The following is a 19,351-nucleotide window of genomic DNA, read 5'->3' on the forward strand; positions in this document are numbered from 1 at the left end:
GGTCGCCCATGACGACGCGCACCCGCATGAATGTCTATTTCGACCCGGAACTGCTCAAACAGGTCGAGGCGCTATCGCTGCGCCGACAGGTCTCGAAATCCGCCATCATCGAGGCGGCGGTCGCATCCTTCCTGTCGGGCGACACGTCTGACCGGCTGGAAGCGGCCATGTCGCGCCGCCTGGACAAGATCGGCAGGCAGATCGGCACGCTGGACGAAGATCTCGCCGTGCTCGGCGAGACCCTTTCCTTGTTCGTCCACTTCTGGCTGACGATGACACCGCCGTTGCCCGACAGCGCCAAGCAGTCCGCACGGATCAAGGGGAACGAGCGGTTCGAGGGCTTCATGCAGAATCTCGGCCGCAGGCTGGCGACCGGAGACAGGTTTCTGAAAGAGTTATCGCGCGACATGGATTCGCTTCACGACAGTTCGTCGCAAGATCAGGCCGAGGTCGATGGCCACGCTTCTTAGATTTTCAACCCATCCTATTTGCCGCCGATGGCCGCCGATCACCGCATCCTGCTAGATACTTGTTGAAACGGTCTGAATTCAGGCTCTTTTAATCGACCCCGTTGCGGGGTCCGTCTGTCACGCCCCGCCAGAAATGGGGCCGACATGACTGCACATCACCAGAAACCGGAGGCGATTGCGCGCGGCGCGCGGATGCTGCGCACGGCCCTCGGCGTGTCCATCGCCCGGTTTCTGGAAGACCCAACCGTCATCGAGGTGATGCTGAACCCGGACGGCCGCATCTGGATCGACCGGCTGTCCGAAGGTCTGACCGATACCGGCGAGATTCTCTCCGCCGCCGATGGCGAACGCATCGTGCGGCTGGTCGCACACCATGTCGGCGCGGAGGTTCACGCCCAATCCCCGCGCGTGTCGGCGGAACTGCCCGAGACGGGAGAACGGTTCGAGGGGCTGCTGCCGCCCGTCGTCGCCGCACCGGCCTTTGCCATCCGCAAGCCCGCCGTCGCGGTCTTCACGCTCGACGACTATGTGACGGCAGGCATCATGTCCGCCGATCAGGCCGTGACCCTGCGCGAAGCCGTCGCCGAGCGCGCCAACATTTTGGTGGCAGGCGGCACCAGCACCGGCAAGACCACGCTGACCAATGCGCTCCTGGCCGAAGTGGCGAAGACGCAGGATCGCGTCGTCATCATCGAGGACACGCGCGAGCTGCAATGCGCCGCGCCCAACCTCGTCGCCATGCGGACCAAGGATGGTGTGGCGACGCTTTCCGATCTTGTGCGCTCGTCGCTGCGCCTGCGCCCCGACCGCATCCCCATCGGCGAGGTGCGCGGCTCCGAAGCCCTCGACCTTCTGAAAGCCTGGGGAACGGGGCACCCCGGCGGCATCGGCACCATCCATGCCGGCACCGGCATCGGCGCGCTCCGCCGCCTCGAACAGCTCATTCAAGAGGCTGTCGTCACGGTCCCGCGCGCGCTGATCGCCGAGACCATCGACCTCGTTGCCATCCTCGCCGGGCGCGGTTCCGCGCGCCGGCTGGCCGAACTCGCCCGCGTCGAGGGGCTGGGGCCAGACGGCGACTACCGCATCACCCCCGCAACCCCCACCAACACAGGAGAAATTTCATGATCCGCACGCTTTCGCGCGGCTATCGCTTCGCCGCGACCGCCGCATCCACCCTTGCCATCAGCCTCATGCTTGCCCCGGCCGCCCATGCCTCCGGTTCGTCGATGCCCTGGGAGGCTCCGCTTCAGAGCATCCTTCAATCGATCGAGGGGCCGGTCGCCAAGATCATCGCCGTGATCGTGATTATCGCCACCGGCCTCGCGCTGGCCTTCGGCGACACGAGCGGCGGGTTCAGGCGGCTGATCCAGATCGTGTTCGGCCTGTCGATCGCCTTCGCCGCGTCGAGCTTCTTCCTGTCGTTCTTCTCGTTCGGCGGCGGGGCGCTTGTTTGATGACGGGCGGCCTCGAACAACTCGACGCGGTGCCGGGCTTCATTGTTCCGGTCCACCGGGCGCTGACCGAGCATATCCTGCTCGGCGGCGCTCCGCGCTCCATCGCCATCATGAACGGAACGCTGGCCGGGGCCGTGGGCCTCGGCCTGCGCCTCTGGTTTGTCGGCCTCGCCATCTGGGTCATCGGCCACTTCGCCGCCGTGTGGATGGCCAAGCGCGATCCCCTCTTTGTCGAAGTGGGCCGCAGGCATCTGCGCATCCCCGGCCATCTCTCGGTGTGAGGGTGTGACCATGATGAACCTTGCCGAATACCGCCGCACCGCCAGTCGCCTCGCGGATTTCCTACCCTGGGCAGCACTTGTCGGCCCCGGCGTCGTCTTGAACAAGGACGGCAGTTTCCAGAGAACTGCGAAGTTCCGCGGTCCCGATCTGGATTCCGCCGTCGCGGCCGAACTCGTGGCGGTCGCCGGCCGCATCAACAATGCCGTCCGCCGTCTCGGGTCCGGCTGGTCGATCTTCGTCGAGGCGCAGCGCTCCGAGGCTGCGACCTATCCCGACAGCACCTTTCCCGATCCCGCGTCGGCGCTGCTCGACGCCGAGCGCAAGGCCGGTTTCGAGGAAGCCGGCACGCATTTCGTGTCCGGCTATTTCCTGACTTTCCTCTGGCTCCCGCCCGCCGAGGACGCCGCCCGCGCGGAAACCTGGCTCTACGAGGGCCGCGAGCAGTCCGGCGTCGATCCGTGGGAATTGCTGCGCGGCTTCGTGGATCGCACCGACCGGGTTCTGGCTCTGCTCGATGGCTTCATGCCGGAATGCCGTTGGCTCGATGACGCCGGCACGCTGACCTATCTCCATTCGACCATCTCCACGAACCGGCATCGCGTGCGCGTGCCGGAGGTGCCGATGCACCTCGATGCGCTGCTCGCCGACCAGTCACTGACCGGCGGGCTGGAGCCGCGTCTTGGCAACCAGCATCTGCGCGTCCTGACCATCATCGGCTTCCCGACCGCGACGACGCCGGGCCTCCTCGACGAGATGAACCGGCTGCCGTTCCCGTATCGGTGGAGCACGCGCGCGATCCTCATGGACAAGACCGATGCGACGAAGCTGCTGACGAAGATCAGGCGGCAATGGTTCGCCAAGCGCAAAAGCATCGCCGCGATCCTTAAGGAAGTCATGACCAACGAGGCGTCCGCCCTCGTGGACACCGACGCAGCGAACAAGGCCGCTGACGCCGACATGGCCTTGCAGGAGCTCGGCGCGGATATGGCGGGCATGGCCTATGTCACGGCCACTATCACCGTCTGGGACGCGGACCCGCGCATAGCCGACGAGAAATTGCGCCTCGCCGAAAAGATCATACAGGGCCGCGATTTCACCGCGATGCCTGAAACCGTCAACGCCGTCGACGCCTGGCTCGGCTCGATCCCCGGACATGCCTATGCCAATGTCCGCCAGCCACCCATCAGCACCTTGAATCTCGCCCACATGATCCCGCTTTCGGCGGTGTGGGCGGGGCCGGAACGGGATGAGCACTTCGGGTCGCCCCCCTTGCTCTATGGCAAGACCGAGGGAAGCACCCCATTCCGGTTATCCCTCCATGTCGGCGACGTGGGCCACACCCTCGTTGTCGGTCCGACCGGCGCGGGCAAGTCCGTGCTGCTCGCGCTCATGGCTTTGCAGTTCCGCCGTTATGAGGCCAGCCAGGTCTTCGCCTTCGATTTCGGCGGCTCGATCCGCGCCGCCGCGCTCGCTATGGGCGGCGACTGGCACGATCTGGGCGGCGGACTGACGGACGGAGACGAGGCGTCCGTCTCGCTTCAGCCGCTCGCCCGCATCGACGACACCTATGAACGTGCTTGGACAGCCGACTGGATCGCCGCCATTCTCGGTCGTGAGGGCTTGGCCGTAACGCCCGAGACCAAGGAATATATCTGGACGGCGCTGACCTCGCTGGCGTCCGCCCCGGTCGGGGAACGCACCATCACCGGCCTCACGGTCCTGCTCCAATCCAACGATCTGAAACAGGCATTGCGGCCCTATTGCATCGGCGGCGCTTATGGTCGGCTGCTCGACGCCGAGACCGAACATCTTGGGCATGCGGATGTGCAGGCGTTCGAGATCGAGGGGCTCGTCGGAACCGGCGCGGCCCCGGCCGTGCTCGCCTATCTGTTCCACCGGATCGGCGACCGGCTCGACGGGCGGCCCACGCTGCTTATCATCGACGAGGGCTGGCTTGCGCTGGACGACGAAGGATTCGCCAACCAGCTTCGCGAATGGCTGAAGACGCTCAGGAAGAAGAACGCCAGCGTCATCTTCGCCACGCAGTCGCTATCGGACATCGACGGCAGCAACATCGCGCCCGCCATCATCGAAAGCTGCCCGACGCGATTGCTCCTGCCGAACGAGCGGGCCATCGAACCCCAGATCACGGCCATCTATCGCCGCTTCGGGTTGAATGACCGGCAGATCGAAATCCTCGCAAGGGCCACGCCCAAGCGGGATTACTACTGCCAGAGCCGCAGGGGAAACCGCCTCTTCGAGCTGGGCCTGTCCGAAGTCGGCCTCGCGCTCTGCACCGTATCCGCGAAATCCGACCACAAGCGCATCGCCGGACTTATCGCCGAGCATGGTCGCGACGGCTTCCTTGCGGCGTGGCTGCGCCTGCGCGGCGTCGATTGGGCAGCCGACCTTATCCCCGATCTCACCAATCTTGCCGACCGGACGGAAACCGCCGCGCCGGTCGTGCCGGATGCCCCCCAAGCAGAGGAGACCCTTCCATGATCCGTGTTCCCGTTGCCCGCTTCGCCGGCGCTTCCATGCTCGCGCTGGCGCTTGCCATGCCCGTCGCGCTGTCACCGATGCTGACCAGCCCGGCTCACGCGCAATTCGGTCGTATCGTCTATGATCCGGCGAACTATGCGCAGAACGTGCTGACGGCCGCGCGCACGCTCCAGCAGATCAACAACCAGATCACGTCACTTCAGAACGAAGCGACCATGCTCATTAATCAGGCGAAGAATCTGGCGAGCCTGCCATATTCATCGCTTCAGCAGCTCCAACAAAACGTGCAGCGCACGCAGCAGCTTTTGAGCCAAGCCCAAAACATCGCCTTCGACGTGCAGAAGGTCGATCAGATCTTCCAGACCCAATATGGCAATGTCTCGCTGTCGGCGACCGAAGCCCAACTCGTCACCGACGCCCGCTCGCGCTGGCAGAACACGGTCGGCGGCTTGCAGGACGCCATGCGGGTTCAGGCGGGCGTCGTCGGCAACATCGACACCAACCGCACACAGATGTCCGAGCTTGTCGGCCAGAGCCAGTCGGCGACTGGCGCGCTTCAGGCGACGCAGGCCGGCAACCAGCTTCTCGCTCTCCAGTCGCAGCAGCTTTCCGATCTCGTTGCGCTTCTCGCCGCCAATGGCCGGGCGGGTGCGTTGACCGAAGCCGAGCGTGCGGCAGCAGCCGAACAGGGACGCGAGCAGCGCCGACGCTTCCTCACGCCGGGTTCGGGCTACACGCCCGGCAACGCGCAGATGTTCAACAACGGCAACTGAGGGCGCGGCCATGGACGGCAAGATGCTGGCCCGGCTGGGCGCAGTCATATTCGTGGCGATGGCCATCACCGCGACGGCCATCGAGAGGACCCGCAAGGAAGACACGCCGGCATTGCCGCCGCGTCTTGCCCAGCCCGAACGGGACCCGCTGCGAGAAGGGCAGCGCCGGTGCCAGCAGCTTGGGACAACGGCAGCCAGCGACGCCGAATGCCTGCGCGTTTGGGCCGAAACCCGCGACCGTTTTCTTGGCCGCTCGCCTGCGCCCGCCGCGCCGGCCTCCAGCGAAGGGCAGTGATGCATGGGCGGTGCGGGCGTCATCGACAATTTCCTCGGGGTCTTCACCCGATATATCGACTCCGGCTTCGGCCTGCTCGGCGGCGAGGTGGCGTTCATCGCCACAACGCTCATCGTCATCGACGTGACGCTCGCCGCACTGTTCTGGAGCTGGAACGCCGATGACGACATCATCGCTCGGCTTGTGAAGAAGACGCTGTTCGTCGGCGTGTTCGCTTATCTCATCGGCAACTGGAACAACCTCGCAAAGATCGTCTTCGACAGCTTCGCCGGCCTAGGGCTGAAAGCATCCGGCACGGGGTTCACCGCGCAGGATCTGATGCGGCCCGGCAAAGTGGCGCAGACCGGCCTCGACGCCGCGCGGCCGCTGCTCGACTCCATTTCCGACCTGATGGGCTGGGTGGCGTTCTTCGAGAACTTCATCCAGATCGCCTGCCTGCTGTTCGCCTGGGCGCTCGTAATCCTCGCCTTCTTCATCCTAGCGATCCAGCTTTTCGTGACGCTGATCGAGTTCAAGCTGTCCACGCTGGCGGGCTTCGTGCTGATCCCGTTCGGCCTCTTCGGCAAAACTGCCTTCATGGCCGAGCGCGTGCTTGGCAATGTCATTTCGTCCGGCATCAAGGTTCTGGTGCTGGCCGTCATCATCGGCATCGGCTCGACGCTGTTCTCGCAATTCACGCAAGGCTTCGGCGGCCAGACCCCGAGCATCGACGACGCCATGGCTGTCGTGCTCGCCGCCTTGTCCCTGCTCGGCCTCGGCATCTTCGGACCCGGCATCGCCTCCGGTCTGGTTTCGGGCGGGCCGCAGCTTGGCGCGGGCGCGGCGGTCGGCACCGGCCTGGCCGCCGGCGGCATGGTGCTCGCCGGCGGTGCTGCCGCAGGCGGTGCGGCCGGTCTCGCCGTCAAGGGAGGTGCCGCCGCTCTGTCCGGTGGAGCCGCGGCGGTTCGCGGCGGTGCAACCGCCGCAGGCGGGGCCTCCGCAGCCTACAGCATGGGTTCGCTCGGCCAGTCTGGCGCGGCGGGGGTCGCTTCCGGCCTGGGTGGCGTCGCTCGCGCCGCAGGCTCTGCCGCTGCATCCCCCTTGAAGCGTGCCGCCTCCAAAGCGTCGGAAGGCGTCAAATCCAGTATTTCCAATGGCGCGCGTGCTGCCTTCGGCGTGACGGGCGGATCATCCACCGCAGGCACCGTCAGCGGCGCGAGCGCCGGCCCCGAAACCGCAGCCGCATCGCCTTCAGCAACTGCCAGCCCCCCGGCCTGGGCGCAGCGGATGCGGCGCTCACAGTCCGTCAACCACGGCACCACCATGGCCGCCCATGCGGTTCGCTCGGGCGACAGCCACGGCGGCGGCTCCTCCGTCAATCTTTCCGAAAGTGACCGCTCATGAGCATCTTCAAACGACCATCGACCCATTACGGCAAATCGCCGGAACCCGAGACGCAATACCAGAAAGCCGCGCAGGTCTGGGACGAGCGCATAGGCTCAGCCCGCGTGCAGGCGAAGAACTGGCGCTATATGGCCTTCGGCTCGCTGATCCTCTCGGCCGGTTTTGCTTCGGCGTTGGTCTGGCAATCGGCGCGCGGGACCGTCGTGCCGTGGGTGGTGCAGGTCGATAATCTCGGCCAGGCGCAGACTGTCGCACCCGCCACGGCCGACTATCGGCCAAACGATCCGCAGATTGCTTTCCATCTCGGCCGCTTCATCGAACAGGTCCGGGCGATCCCGGCAGACGCCATCATTGTCCGGCAGAATTGGCTCCGCGCCTATGAATGGACCACGGATCGCGGCGCGGTGGCGCTCAACGACTACGCCCGCAGCAACGACCCCTTCACGAAGGTCGGACGGCAACAGGTCGCCGTGGAGGTGTCCAGCGTCATCCGGGCGTCGAACGACAGCTTCCGCGTGGCTTGGACAGAACGCCATTACGAGAACGGCCAGCTTTCCACGACCGAACGATGGACCGCGATCCTGACCATCGTGATCCAGACCCCGCGCGACGCCGAGCGCCTGCGCGCCAACCCGCTCGGCATCTACGTCAACGCCATCTCGTGGTCGCGGGAGATGAGCCAATGAGCACGTTGACCCGCAAACCCGCAGTTCCGGCTTTCCGTAAACACGGCCTTCCGGCTTTGCTGCTGTCCGCCACCATGCTGGCCGGTTGCGCTACCAACAAACCCCCGCAGTTCAGCTACGACCCCGACGTGCCATCGCTGCCCGTTGTGCCGGCCGCCGTCACCGATGACCTCCCCCGGCGATTGCACACGCCGCCGGCCTGGACCGTGGCGCGCGGCGGGACCGCCGCCGGGACACCGGCCGGCCGTGTCGAGAACGCCAATGCCGCCGCGCGCGTCGAGCCGCGCCGCGAGGGCTACTATAACGCCATCCAGATTTATCCCTGGTCGGAAGGTGCGCTCTATCAAGTATATGCCGCGCCGGGGCAGATCACCAATATTGCGCTGGAACCGGGCGAGAGCCTGACCGGCGCGGGACCGATTGCAGCAGGAGACACCGCCCGCTGGATCATCGGCGACACCGAAAGCGGCTCGGGCACAACGCGCCGCGTCCATATCCTCGTCAAACCGAGTCGGCCGGACATCGCCACGAACCTCGTCGTGACCACCGACCGGCGTACCTACATGATCGAGCTGCGCGCCCGCGAAGCCCTCTATATGCCGTCCGTCGCCTGGGCCTATCCGGCACAACCGGCAGGCCAGCGTCAGACCGTTCCGGCCGCACCGATCATCCCGGTCGAGGCGGCGCGCAACTATCGCTACGGCCTGACCGGCGATAACCCACCCTGGAAGCCTATCTCCGTCTTCGACGATGGCCGCCGCATCTATGTCATCTTCCCGCGCGGCATCGTGCAGGGCGAGATGCCGCCGATCTTCGTCATCGGCTCGGATGGCGAAACCCAGATCGTCAACAGCCGCATCCAGCAGAACATCCTCATCGTGGACCGCCTGTTCGGCGCGGCCGAATTGCGCCTTGGCAGCGGTGATCGCCAGCAGACGGTCAGGATCGTCCGCATCGAGCAACGGCAGGCTGCACAGCCGGCAAAAGCGACCGGAGAATCCCCGTCATGACCGAAGACACGATCCCTGTAGAAGCCGCAGCGGACACCACCGCACCCATGCGCCTGCGTGCCGAACCGCCCCGCGTCACCCGTCTGTCCCGCAAGATGCTGGCCGGCGTCGGAGCCGTCGCGCTGTTCGGGATCGGCGGGGCGCTGATCTATGCGCTCCAGACCCGTGACATGAGTGGCAGCGGTGACGAACTCTACTCGACCGAGAACCGCCCCACGGCGGACGGACTGTCCGGCCTGCCGCGCGACTATACCGGCCCGGTCCTGGGACCGGCATTGCCGGGCGATCTGGGCGGCCCGATCCTCGACGCGCAGAACCGGGGTCAACCCGTTGCCGCCCCCGTCATGGCGACGCCCGCCGTCGATCCTGCGGAACAGCGTCGTCTCGCCGAGGAAGAGGCCGCGCGCGTCAGCCGCGTCTTTTTCCAGACAACGCCCGGCACAGGGACCGCCAACCCGAGCCTTGCCGGCCTTGGCCTTGCCGCGCAGCCCGGCGCGACCGGCACGCAGGACCGGCATACGGCTTTCCTCAACGGCCCGGTGGATCGGCAGACGGTCGCCCTTGACCGCATCGCGGCGCCAGCCTCGCCCTACATCCTTCAGGCCGGGGCCGTGATCCCGGCGGCGATGATTACCGGCATCCGTTCGGACCTTCCCGGCCAGATCACCGCGCAGGTCACGGAGAACGTCTATGACAGCCCGACCGGCTCGCTTCTCCTGATCCCGCAGGGGACGCGCATCATCGGCCAGTACGATGCCGGCGTGACCTTCGGCCAGCGCCGCGTCCTGCTCGTCTGGAACCGCCTGATCCTGCCGAACGGCCGCTCCATCGTGCTGGAGCGTCAGCCCGGCGCGGACGCTTCCGGCTATGCCGGCCTTGAGGATGGCGTCGATTATCACTGGTGGGATCTGATGAAGGCCGCCGGCCTCTCGACGCTGCTCGGTATCGGCACGGAACTGGCGACAGACGACGAGGACCGGCTGATCCGCGCTATTCGCGACGGGGCGCAGGACACCATCAATCAGGCTGGGCAGCAGATCGTCCAGCGCCAGTTGCAGGTCGCACCGACGCTGACCATCCGGCCGGGCTTCCCGGTCAGGGTCATTGTGACGCGAGATTTAGTCCTCGAACCCTACAGGAATTGATTATGGCGAAGCTGAAACTCGGTCCTCTGGCCGACGACAGGCCGGTGAAGGTCACGCTGGAACTGCCGGCACCACTCCACCGTGACCTGATCGACTATGGCGCTCTGTTGGCCGATGGCGGTGCGCCGATCGAGCCTGCCAGACTTATCGTGCCGATGCTGGAGCGGTTCATCGCCACAGATCGCGGTTTCGCCAAGGCGCGGCGGCGACCCTCCTGATCCATCACGGCGGGGGTGCCGCCAGCGTACAGGCGCGAATGCGGCACGCTACACACCGCCGATCCCCCTCCATGCTTCGCTTAGTTCCGGGGCTTTAGCGCTCCTGACTCCACCAGCGAGACACGGAGGATACCATGTGCGCAGAGCGCCGCCACGCCCAACGAGGCCGCCCAAAGCAGCCAGCTCCTGGAACGCTACCCGACGATCTTTTCGACTATGACGACGATCCCGCGCCGCGCATCAGCCCGCCGCGCGGCAGTCCGCCTCATGTCTTCGACGTGGAGAAGCTGCCCGTCATCGACGACTGGCCCGAAGACGTGCCGATCACCGAGGCCGAGATTCACGTATTCGAGCGCTGGTTCGCCGATGTTTTTGACGAGATGTTCGGCTCAGTCGATCTGCCGGAAGACTTGAGAAAGTTATCTCTGTATGATAATGAAAAGCCGTAATGGATGATCGAGATGCGCCATGACGACACTCAAGGTCGGGATCGCCGAACCCGATGAAATGAAGGCCCGGACCATGCGAATCGCCAAGGGCGAGGAGAAGCCCGCGCCCGGCGATCCGACCGTTTGGTTCGCGTCCACCATGTCCTTTGCCAAGTTCCTGTCGCCCAGCAATTGCGAACTGCTCCGCATCATCCATGAGCGTGAGCCGGACTCGCTGGAGGAACTGGCCCAAATCACCGGCCGCGCGAAATCCAACCTGTCCCGGACCCTCAAGGCCATGGCTGGCTACGGCCTCGTCCGCATGGAGAAGGGCAAAGGCCTCAAGCTGGTGCCGAAGGTCATTCATGACCGCGTGGAGCTGGTCCTGCCCCTGATCGAACGGCGCAAGTCGAAAGGAACCCGCAAATGAACGCACAATCTCCCAACGTCGCCTTACGGGCGGCCCTCTACCTGCGCGTCTCGACCGCCCGGCAGGCCGAGCATGACGTGTCGATCCCCGACCAGCGCAAGCAGGGCGAGGCTTATTGCGCCGCGCGAGGCTATCAGCTTGTCGAAATCTTCGTGGAACCGGGTAACACGGCCACCAACGACCGCCGCCCGGAATTCCAGCGGATGATCGAGGCGGGCACGTCGAAACCTGCGCCCTTCGACGTGGTGCTGGTTCACAGCTTCTCGCGCTTCTTCCGCGACGCTTTCGACATGGAATATTACTATCGCAAGCTCGCCAAGAACGACGTGCGCCTGATTTCCATCACGCAAGAGTTGGGGGACGACCCGATCCACGACATGATGCGTCGGATCATGTCCCTGTTCGACGAATACCAGTCGAAGGAAAACGGCAAGCACGTCACGCGCGCCCTGAAGGAGAATGCCCGGCAAGGCTTCTGGAACGGAGCGTTGCCGCCGATCGGCTACCGGATCGCCGCCGCCGAACAACGTGGTGCCAAGACCAAGAAAAAGTTGGAAATCGACCCGCTGCACGCCGACACGATCCGCCTGATCTATCGGCTCGCGTTGGAAGGGCAAGGCGACAGCGGCCAGATGGGCGTCAAGGCGATCGTCAAGCATCTGAACGCCAAGGGCATCTTCACCCGCGACGGCGGTCGCTGGGGCATCGGCCAAGTCCATCGTGTCCTGACCCGCCGCACCTATATCGGCGAACATGAATGGGGAAAGCGCAGCAAGCACAACGACCCACGCGCTCCAGGCGAGATCGTCATCGTCCCGGTGCCCGCCATCATCGAGCGGGAGACTTTCGACGCCGTTCAGTCGCTTCTGCAGGCTCGCAACCCCAAGACCGAACTGCCCGCCCGTGTGGTGATCGGGCCGACCCTACTGACTGGTATCTGCTATTGCGGCGATTGCGGTGGTGCCATGACCATCCGCACCGGCAAGAGCGGCCGCTACCGTTACTATGCCTGCTCGATCAAGGCACGGCAGGGCGAGACCGGCTGCAAGGGCCGAGCGATCCCCATGGACAAGCTCGACGGCATGGTGGTCAGCCATATCGAAGACCGCTTGCTCGATCCCGCCCGTCTGGAGAAGCTACTCGGCAGCATCCTCGGCCGCCGCGAGGATCAGGCCGCGCGCCGCAGGGAGCACATCGCCTCTTTGCAGCGGCAGGCAACCGAATCGGAATCGCGCCTCAAGCGCCTCTATGATGCCATCGAGGTCGGCGTCGCTGATCTGGACGACCCGGCGCTCAAGGAGCGTATCGCCGGTCTCAAGGTCATCCGCGATCAGGCGCGGGCTGACGCCGACCGGGCGCAGGCGCTGCTCGAAAGCCCCGGCCACGGCGCCCTTAGCCCCGAAATGATCGAAGGGTTTGCACGCCGCGCGCGGGAGCGCATTCGCGGCCATGAGGGCGGCTATCGGCGGGATCACCTGCGCGCGCTGGCGCAGCGCGTCGAGGTCGCGGACGACGCAATTCGCATCATGGGATCGAAAACGGAGCTGCTGAAGACGCTTATTGCCGGTCAAGGGCGGCAATCGGCGGCAATTGGCGTGCCCAAAGGCGGTCTGAAATGGCGGACGGTGAGGGATTCGAACCCTCGAGACGGTTCCCCGCCTACACACTTTCCAGGCGTGCGCCTTCGACCACTCGGCCAACCGTCCGTGGCGGTTCCTCTAGCGCGACGGACCGCGGGGCGCAAGACGCAGTTCTCTCAAAGCTTCGAAATCCGCTTCTGCAACTCGGCAAGCTGGCGGCGGATCTCGGCCATGTCCTCGGGTGCGGAGCCCTTCTGGCCGCCACGGCGGGTCTCGTCCGTCTCGGTCTCCTCCATCTCGGGGCCGCTGCTGCCGGCGCCCCAGCCCGCCGCCATCGCCTTCAAAAACAGCTGCTGCTGGCGCTGGAGCGCCTCGAAACCCGGCATCGAGGACATCGGGTTGGGAAAGGTCGACAGATTCTCCATCATCTTCGACTGACCCTCGCGCAGCATCTCGAAGCTGGCGGCCAGGAATTGCGGTACCACCGATTGCGCCTGGGTCGTGTAACTGCGCACCAGGTCGATCAGAACCTCGATGGGTAGCACGTTCTCGCCCCGGCCCTCATGCTCGGCGATGATCTGCAACAGATATTGCCGGGTCAGGTCGTCGCCGGTCTTGAGATCGACGATGCGGACCTGCCGCCCGGCACGGATGAAGCCCGCGATATCCTCAAGCGTCACGTAATCGCTGGTCTCGGTATTGTAGAGGCGGCGGCTCGCATAGTGCTTGATCAGAAGCGGGGTCGTGTTCTCGGGCTCAGCCATGGCTCCTCCGGCAGTGCATTTGCAGCATGATGGGAAATGACCCGGAAAAATGCAAAGAAAATCGCCATCCTGCGCCGGAAGCAGGGGCGAGGCATAAGAAAAGGGGGCAGCGAACTGCCCCCTGTCCCGAAACCGTCAAGGACCGCAATCAGGCCTTGGTCACGGTGCTGGCCGAAGTCGCGGCGGCAGCGGCTTTCTTGACCGCGGCCTGGGTGTCGCGGCTGGCCTTTTCGGCGGCCTTCTGCGCGTCGGCAGCCAGATCCTTGCCGGCGGTCAGCATCAGGTCGACGGTGTCCATCTGGACCTTCTTCGCCACTTCGGCAAAGGCGGCCATGTGCTCGGCAGCCATTTCGGCGGCGGCGGTGGCGAAATCGCTCAGCGCCTTGGCGTATTCGGCCGGCTCTTCCTTGGACGAGGTCAGCTCGCCCATGCGCGCGATGGTGTCCTTGGCCCATTGGGCCGAGATCTCGGTCGAACGCTCGGCAGCGGCCAGCGCGACGCGGGCCATCTTTTCGCCCAGCGCGGTCTGCGACTTGAAGGCGTCCTGGAACGACGAGGTGTCGACCGGGAATTTCGCCATAACTTCTTGCATGGTCTTGGTAAAGTCAGGGGTCTTGGCCATTTGCTCTCTCCTAGGTCGGCGCGAAGCTTCGGCACCGGTTGAACTGTTCTGTCCAACATATACTTTCTGCACCGCAGCATTGCAAGGTTTTCTTGCTGCGGTGCAGAAAAATTTTACGCCCGCTCGTGGACGTAAAGGCCCGGCGCAGGGCCGAAGCCCTCGCCCGGGTCGCGGGCATCGACCATGCCCCCCGCCCGCCGGGCCAGCCATTCGCCCCAGCGGCCCCACCAGCTGCCCTCGTGATGGCTGGCCTTGTCCAGCCAGTGCTGCTCGCCCTGACCGAAACCGGCGTCCGAGGTATAATGGCCGTATTTCTTCTTGCTGGGCGGGTTGACGATGCCGGCGATATGGCCCGATTCGGACAGGATGAAGGTCTTGTCCCTGGAGCCCATCTGCGCGATGCCGCGCCAGCTGTCCTTCCAGGGCGCGATATGGTCGGTCTCGCAGGCGATGGCGCAAAGCGGCACGGTCACGTCGCCGACATGCAGGCGGTGGCCCATCAGATCGAACCCCTCCTTGACGAAGCGGTTCTGCTGGCACAGGCCGCGCAGGTATTCCACGGCCATGCGCCCGGGCAGGTTGGTGCCGTCGCCGTTCCAGAACAGCAGGTCGAAGGCCGGCGGCGTCTCGCCCAGCATGTAGCTGCGGATCGCCGGCCCCCAGACCAGGTCGTTGGCGCGCAGGAAGCTGAAGGTGCGCGTCATCAGCTGCGCGCCCAGGATGCCGGTCCGCGCCGCCTCCTCCTCGATGCCTGAGACGAAATCCTCCTGCAGATAGGCAGTGAACTCGCCCTGGTCGGCGAAATCGGTCAGCGCGGTGAAGAAGGTGGCCGCGTTCACCCGGTCGTCGCCGCGCTGCTTCAGCAGCGACAGGGTCAGCGCCAGGGTGGTGCCGGCGATGCAATAGCCCACCGCATTCAGCTTTTTCTGGTCGGTCAGATCCAGAACCCGGTCCATCACCTCCAGATAGGCGCTGACGTAATCGTCCATGCCGGTGTCGCCATAGCTGGGGTCGGGGTTCTTCCAGGCCACCACGAACAGCGTATGGCCCTGGTCCACGATCCATTTGATCAGGCTGTTCTGCGGCTTGAGGTCGAGGATGTAGAATTTGTTGATCCAGGGCGGAAAGATCACCAGCGGGATCTCATGCACCTGCGCGGTGGTGGGCTTGTACTGGATCAGCTCGTAAAGCTTGGTGCGCGCGACCACCGTGCCCTCGGTGGTGCCGATGTTCTCGCCCACGCGGAAGGCATCGCGGTCGGCCAGCGACACGATCAGCTCGCCGCTGTTCTGCTCGACGTCGCGCACCAGGTTCTCAAGGCCCCTGACCAGGCTTTCGCCCTCGGTCTCCAGCGCCTTTTCCAGCGCGTCGGGATTGGTGGCCAGGAAATTCGTCGGCGCCATCATGTCGATCATCTGGCGGGTGAACCATTCGATCCGGCGCCGGTCGGTCATCTCGGGCAGGTCCAGCGCGCTGGCCGCCTCCTGCAGGGCCTGGGCGTTGATCTGGTATTGCCGCTTGATGAAGTTGAAGAAGGGATGCGCCTCCCACAGCGGGTTGGCAAAGCGCCGGTCCCGCGGCCCTTCGCTGGGCGGCGGCGTCAGCGTGCCGCGGGCAAAGGCGGCCTGGGCCTCGGCGAAATGGCGCAAGGTTTCGCCCCAATAGCTGACCTGCTGGCCGATCACCCGCTCGGGCTGCTCGGCCAGAAGCTTGATCCAGGCCGAGGTCGCGGTGGCGAAAAGGTCGGGGCCCGGCATCTCGACGCCGGGATTCGAGGGACGGCGCTGCGCCAGCGCGCTGATCAGGCGCTGGGTCAGCGATTCGATGCGCTCGATGTTCTGGGCCAGCTGCTCGGGCAGGCGGCTGCCGGGACCGAAGGCCGCCTCGACGAAGGCGGCGGTGGTCGGGCTCGGATGCGGCTCGGCAGCGAGTCCGGCAGACTGGCCGGTCCCCGCCGGGGCGGCAGCCTGGGCGCGGGGCGCGGCCATGGGCGGCACGCCGCCGCCCGGTCCGACGGCGCCCAGCGGACGCAGCGCCTCGTCGGCCATACTGAGCGAGGCGGTCTCGGCCTGCGCCTTCGCGGCGGCCTTGCCCGAGGGCTTGCGGCGCGGACCGGGGCGCGGATCGCTGCGACCGGCCCCCCGCCCGCGCAACGCGGGCTTGCGTGTGCCGGCCTTGGCGGCAGGCTTGGCGGGATCGGAGGCCGCGGCCGCCTTGGACCTGGCAGGCGCCGCGGGCTCCGGCACGGGCTCGGGCGGGGTCTTTGCCGCGGCCTTTTCGCGCCGCGGTCGCGCCGGCTTTTCCGAATCGGCAGGCTTCGGCTCCTGTTTCGCGGCCCCGGCGCGGCCCTTGGCCCCTGCCCCGCGGCCCCTGCGTGGTTTGCCCCCGGCTTCGGCCGCGCCCGCAGCTTCCGGTTTTTCGTCCTTGCCCGCCATAATTGACAATCCTCCCTGAACCGTAAAATCATTATGCCCAGCACAATACGCAGGTAAAGCCGTGTCCTTCCCCGGCAAGGCCGAATCCGGCGGGTTCATGGGAGAAGGTTGCAATGACGACGTACAAGGGTTTGAGAGGGATCATCTCCTATGATGCGATGGAGACGATCCGCAACACCAATGAATGGATGGGCGCCAGCGCGCGGGCCCTGGCCTCCTACCCGGCCTTCGCGCTGCTGCCCAATCCGCTGTTCAAGCTGATGTCGGCCTGGGGCCGGGTGACCGAGCGCAGCTTCGCGCGCATGGTCATCAAGCCGGACTGGGAAATCCCGCCCGTCGTCTCCGAGGACGGCCAGGACCATGTCGTCTATGTCGAGCCGGTGATTGAGCGCCCCTTCGGCGACCTGGTGCATTTCCGCGTCGCCCGCCGCGCGCCGCTGGCGCGCAAGGTTCTGCTGGTGGCGCCCATGTCGGGCCATTACGCCACGCTCCTGCGCACCACGGTCACGTCCCTGCTGCCCGATTGCGAAGTCTATGTGACGGATTGGCACAATGCCCGCGACATCCCGGTCAGCTGCGGCAAGTTCGACATCGACGATTACACGCAATACCTGGTCGATTTCATCCGCCATCTCGGCCCCGACACCAATGTCATCGCCGTCTGCCAGCCCGCGCCGCTGGCGCTTGCCGCAACCGCGCTCCTGGCCGAGGAAGACCCCAAGGCCCAGCCGCGCTCGCTGATCCTGATCGGCGGCCCGATCGACCCCGACGCGGCGGCGACCGAGGTGACCGATTTCGGCAACCGCATCACCATGGGCGAGCTCGACTACCTGATGATCCAGCAGGTCGGCTTCAAGTATCGCGGCGCCGGGCGCATGGTCTATCCGGGCCTCGCGCAGCTTTCCTCCTTCATCGCCATGAATGCCGAAACCCATGCCAAGGCCTTCCTCGACAAGATCTTCGCCGAGGCGCGCGGCCAGGGTTCCGAAGGCGACAAGCACAACACCTTCTACGACGAATATCTCGCCGTCATGGACATGACAGCCGAATTCTACCTCTCCACGGTCGAGCGCATCTTCAAGGAACGCGAGATCGCGCAGAACCGCTTCACCGTGAACGGCAGGCCGGTCGATCTGGGCAAGATCACCGATGTCGCGGTGATGACGGTCGAGGGCGCCAATGACGACATCTCGGCGCCGGGCCAATGCGTGGCGGCGCTGGCGCTTTGCACCGGCGTGCCCGCGAACCGCAAGACCCAGCACCTGGAACCCGGTGCCGGCCATTACGGCATCTTCGCCGGGAAAAGCTGGCGGTTGAACATCCGTCCGCTGGTGCTGGATTTCATCGACGAGCAGGTGCAGCCCGCCGGCCAGCGCAAGCGCCGCCGCGGCGGCCCGGTCCCGGTCGATTGCGGCCTCGCCAACCTGTCCGAACACGACTCCAAGATCGCGGTCTAGGAAACCCGGCGCGGCCAACCGGCCGCGCCCCTCTCACCCCCGCGCCAGCACCTCCTCGACTGCCGCGCCGATCAGCGCCAGGCAATCGGGCGTCGAAAAGCGGTGATCCGCCCCCTTCACCAGCGTCAGCCGCATGTCCTCGCCGCGGGCATGGTCCAGCAGGTCCAGCGCCCAGGCCATCGGCACATCGGCATCCGCGGTGCCCTGCAGGAAGCGCGCCGGAAAGGGCAGCGGCAGGGGCTGGTCCAGCACCAGATGGTCGCGCCCGTCCTCGATCAGCCGGCGGGTGATGACATAGGGCTCGCCATAGTCGCTGGGCTGCTCGACCCGGCCCCGCTCCTGCAGCGCCGCGCGCTCGGCCGGTGAAAACCCGGCCCAATAGCCGCGCTCGGTGAAATCCGGCGCCGCCGCCACCGTGACCAGCCCGGCCAGCCGCTCGGGCATGGTGCGTGCCAGCAAGAGGCTGATCCAGCCGCCCATGGACGAGCCGACCAGCACCTGCCGCCCCTCGGTCAGCCCGCGGATCGCTGCCATGGCATCGGAAAACCAGTCGCCGATGCAGCCCTCCTCGAAAGCGCCCGAGGATTCGCCATGGCCCGAATAGTCGAAGCGCAGGAAGGCCCGCCCCTGCGCGCGCGCCCAATCCTCCAGCCACAGCGCCTTGGTGCCCTGCATGTCCGAGCGGAACCCGCCCAGGAACACCATGCCGGGCCCCTGCCCCTCGATCCGCTCATAGGCGATGCGTCGCCCCTGCGGCCCTTCCATGAATTGCGTCATTTCTCCGTTTCCCAAATACCCTGCGGGGGAGTCGCGGAACGCGACGGGGGCGCAAAGCCCCCTTGCACACCTAGCCGCATTGACAACGCCCGGCAATCGCGCCACACCCGCGCCACATACCCGCAGCCGGGCGTTCCGTGGGCGCCAAACCGACGAGGAGGACTCCATGTCCCAGATCTCCCTGACCTTTCCCGATGGCAATGCGCGCGACTATCCCGCCGGCATCACTGCGGCCGAGGTCGCGGCCTCCATCGCCCCCAGCCTGGCCAAGAACGCCATCTCGGCCAGTCTCGACGGCCGCCATATCGACCTGCAATGGCCGATCACGGCCAGCGGCAAGATCGCCATCAACACCATGAAGGACAGCGAGCCGGCGCTGGAGCTGATCCGCCACGACCTCGCCCATATCATGGCCCGCGCCGTGCAGGAGCTGTGGCCGGACGTGAAGGTCACCATCGGCCCGGTGCGCGACCAAGGCTGGTTTTACGATTTCGACCGCGCCGAGCCCTTCACCCCCGAAGACCTGGGCGCCATCGAGGCGCGCATGAAGCAGATCATCGCCGCCCGCGATCCGGTGCGCACCGAGGTCTGGGACCGCGCCCGGGCGCGCGCCCACTCCGAGGCGCAGGGCGAGCCC

General features: G+C 66.0%; 21 protein-coding genes, 1 tRNA gene and 1 pseudogene. 17 read left to right on the forward strand and 6 right to left on the reverse strand.

Features of this window, described 5'->3' with window-relative positions; all coding sequences use genetic code 11:
- Window positions 1-8 precede the first annotated feature (8 nt).
- From ACDP63_RS13560 to ACDP63_RS13630, 15 genes and pseudogenes are all read left to right on the forward strand, one after another.
- Window positions 9-470 carry a CopG family transcriptional regulator gene (locus ACDP63_RS13560; RefSeq protein WP_030091828.1) on the forward strand — a complete coding sequence of 154 codons (462 nt, stop codon included), beginning with the start codon at window positions 9-11 and terminating at the stop codon, window positions 468-470.
- Between the two features lie 144 nt (window positions 471-614).
- Window positions 615-1,598, forward strand: a complete 984-nt coding sequence (trbB, locus tag ACDP63_RS13565; protein ID WP_030091827.1) for a P-type conjugative transfer ATPase TrbB — start codon at window positions 615-617, stop codon at window positions 1,596-1,598.
- Window positions 1,595-1,927: a TrbC/VirB2 family protein gene (locus tag ACDP63_RS13570; protein WP_030091826.1), complete on the forward strand. Its 333-nt coding sequence runs from the start codon at window positions 1,595-1,597 to the stop codon at window positions 1,925-1,927. The genes trbB and ACDP63_RS13570 overlap by 4 nt, the downstream gene beginning before the upstream one ends.
- Window positions 1,927-2,208 carry a VirB3 family type IV secretion system protein gene (locus tag ACDP63_RS13575; RefSeq protein WP_030091825.1) on the forward strand — a complete coding sequence of 94 codons (282 nt, stop codon included), beginning with the start codon at window positions 1,927-1,929 and terminating at the stop codon, window positions 2,206-2,208. Before ACDP63_RS13570 ends, ACDP63_RS13575 begins: the two co-directional genes overlap by 1 nt.
- A 10-nt stretch (window positions 2,209-2,218) precedes the next feature.
- Window positions 2,219-4,711 (forward strand): conjugal transfer protein TrbE, encoded by a 2,493-nt coding sequence (gene trbE, locus ACDP63_RS13580; RefSeq protein WP_030091824.1) that lies wholly within the window; start codon window positions 2,219-2,221, stop codon window positions 4,709-4,711.
- The gene (gene trbJ, locus ACDP63_RS13585) at window positions 4,708-5,484 is read left to right on the forward strand and encodes a P-type conjugative transfer protein TrbJ (protein WP_030091823.1); all 777 of its coding nucleotides are present in this window, start codon (window positions 4,708-4,710) and stop codon (window positions 5,482-5,484) included. Before trbE ends, trbJ begins: the two co-directional genes overlap by 4 nt.
- 10 nt (window positions 5,485-5,494) lie before the next feature.
- A complete protein-coding gene (gene trbK-alt / locus ACDP63_RS13590; RefSeq protein WP_030091822.1) occupies window positions 5,495-5,779 on the forward strand; it encodes a putative entry exclusion protein TrbK-alt in 285 nt (94 codons plus the stop codon).
- Window positions 5,780-5,782: 3 nt separating this feature from the next.
- Window positions 5,783-7,162, forward strand: coding sequence for a P-type conjugative transfer protein TrbL (gene trbL / locus ACDP63_RS13595; RefSeq protein WP_030091821.1), 1,380 nt, complete (start codon window positions 5,783-5,785; stop codon window positions 7,160-7,162).
- Window positions 7,159-7,848 carry a conjugal transfer protein TrbF gene (trbF, locus tag ACDP63_RS13600; RefSeq protein ID WP_030091820.1) on the forward strand — a complete coding sequence of 230 codons (690 nt, stop codon included), beginning with the start codon at window positions 7,159-7,161 and terminating at the stop codon, window positions 7,846-7,848. The genes trbL and trbF overlap by 4 nt, the downstream gene beginning before the upstream one ends.
- Complete coding sequence (gene trbG / locus ACDP63_RS13605) at window positions 7,845-8,858, forward strand: P-type conjugative transfer protein TrbG (protein ID WP_030091819.1); 1,014 nt, start codon at window positions 7,845-7,847, stop codon at window positions 8,856-8,858. The genes trbF and trbG overlap by 4 nt, the downstream gene beginning before the upstream one ends.
- Window positions 8,855-10,003: a TrbI/VirB10 family protein gene (locus tag ACDP63_RS13610; RefSeq protein ID WP_198585895.1), complete on the forward strand. Its 1,149-nt coding sequence runs from the start codon at window positions 8,855-8,857 to the stop codon at window positions 10,001-10,003. The genes trbG and ACDP63_RS13610 overlap by 4 nt, the downstream gene beginning before the upstream one ends.
- Window positions 10,004-10,005: 2 nt before the next feature.
- Window positions 10,006-10,221 (forward strand): DUF2274 domain-containing protein, encoded by a 216-nt coding sequence (locus ACDP63_RS13615; RefSeq protein WP_030091817.1) that lies wholly within the window; start codon window positions 10,006-10,008, stop codon window positions 10,219-10,221.
- 134 nt (window positions 10,222-10,355) lie between these two features.
- Complete coding sequence (locus ACDP63_RS13620; RefSeq protein ID WP_030091816.1) at window positions 10,356-10,670, forward strand: hypothetical protein; 315 nt, start codon at window positions 10,356-10,358, stop codon at window positions 10,668-10,670.
- Window positions 10,671-10,689: 19 nt separating this feature from the next.
- Entirely contained in the window at window positions 10,690-11,079 is a 390-nt protein-coding gene (locus tag ACDP63_RS13625) for a helix-turn-helix domain-containing protein (protein ID WP_030091815.1), read from the forward strand.
- Window positions 11,076-12,167: pseudogene (locus ACDP63_RS13630) on the forward strand (recombinase family protein); the annotation flags it as partial. The gene ACDP63_RS13625 and the pseudogene ACDP63_RS13630, both read left to right, overlap by 4 nt.
- 48 nt (window positions 12,168-12,215) lie before the next feature.
- Here ACDP63_RS13630 and ACDP63_RS13635 read toward each other — a convergent pair.
- The 5 genes from ACDP63_RS13635 to phaC all read right to left on the reverse strand — a co-directional run bounded on the left by ACDP63_RS13635 (window position 12,216) and on the right by phaC (window position 16,480).
- The gene (locus ACDP63_RS13635; RefSeq protein WP_099865080.1) at window positions 12,216-12,650 is read right to left on the reverse strand and encodes a hypothetical protein; all 435 of its coding nucleotides are present in this window, start codon (window positions 12,648-12,650) and stop codon (window positions 12,216-12,218) included.
- 45 nt (window positions 12,651-12,695) lie between these two features.
- Window positions 12,696-12,785: transfer RNA gene (locus tag ACDP63_RS13640), tRNA-Ser, on the reverse strand.
- A 50-nt stretch (window positions 12,786-12,835) separates the two neighbouring features.
- Window positions 12,836-13,423, reverse strand: a complete 588-nt coding sequence (phaR, locus tag ACDP63_RS13645; protein ID WP_409928130.1) for a polyhydroxyalkanoate synthesis repressor PhaR — start codon at window positions 13,421-13,423, stop codon at window positions 12,836-12,838.
- Between the two features lie 148 nt (window positions 13,424-13,571).
- Complete coding sequence (locus ACDP63_RS13650; RefSeq protein WP_024844658.1) at window positions 13,572-14,045, reverse strand: phasin; 474 nt, start codon at window positions 14,043-14,045, stop codon at window positions 13,572-13,574.
- Between the two features lie 113 nt (window positions 14,046-14,158).
- Entirely contained in the window at window positions 14,159-16,480 is a 2,322-nt protein-coding gene (gene phaC / locus ACDP63_RS13655) for a class I poly(R)-hydroxyalkanoic acid synthase (RefSeq protein WP_024844659.1), read from the reverse strand.
- A 113-nt stretch (window positions 16,481-16,593) separates the two neighbouring features.
- Between phaC and phaZ the strand changes: the two genes are divergently transcribed.
- On the forward strand, window positions 16,594-17,937 hold the full coding sequence (phaZ, locus tag ACDP63_RS13660; RefSeq protein ID WP_051419784.1) for a polyhydroxyalkanoate depolymerase: 1,344 nt from the start codon (window positions 16,594-16,596) through the stop codon (window positions 17,935-17,937).
- Between the two features lie 33 nt (window positions 17,938-17,970).
- Here the strand turns inward: phaZ and ACDP63_RS13665 are convergent, their stop codons facing one another.
- Window positions 17,971-18,714, reverse strand: a complete 744-nt coding sequence (locus ACDP63_RS13665; protein WP_024844661.1) for an alpha/beta hydrolase — start codon at window positions 18,712-18,714, stop codon at window positions 17,971-17,973.
- A 166-nt stretch (window positions 18,715-18,880) separates the two neighbouring features.
- Between ACDP63_RS13665 and ACDP63_RS13670 the strand changes: the two genes are divergently transcribed.
- Window positions 18,881-19,351: TGS domain-containing protein (locus ACDP63_RS13670; protein WP_409928131.1), on the forward strand; the 471-nt coding region annotated here is incomplete at its 3' end.

Origin of the sequence: Paracoccus sp. P2 (assembly GCF_046335115.1) — a bacterium.
Taxonomy (GTDB): domain Bacteria; phylum Pseudomonadota; class Alphaproteobacteria; order Rhodobacterales; family Rhodobacteraceae; genus Paracoccus; species Paracoccus pantotrophus.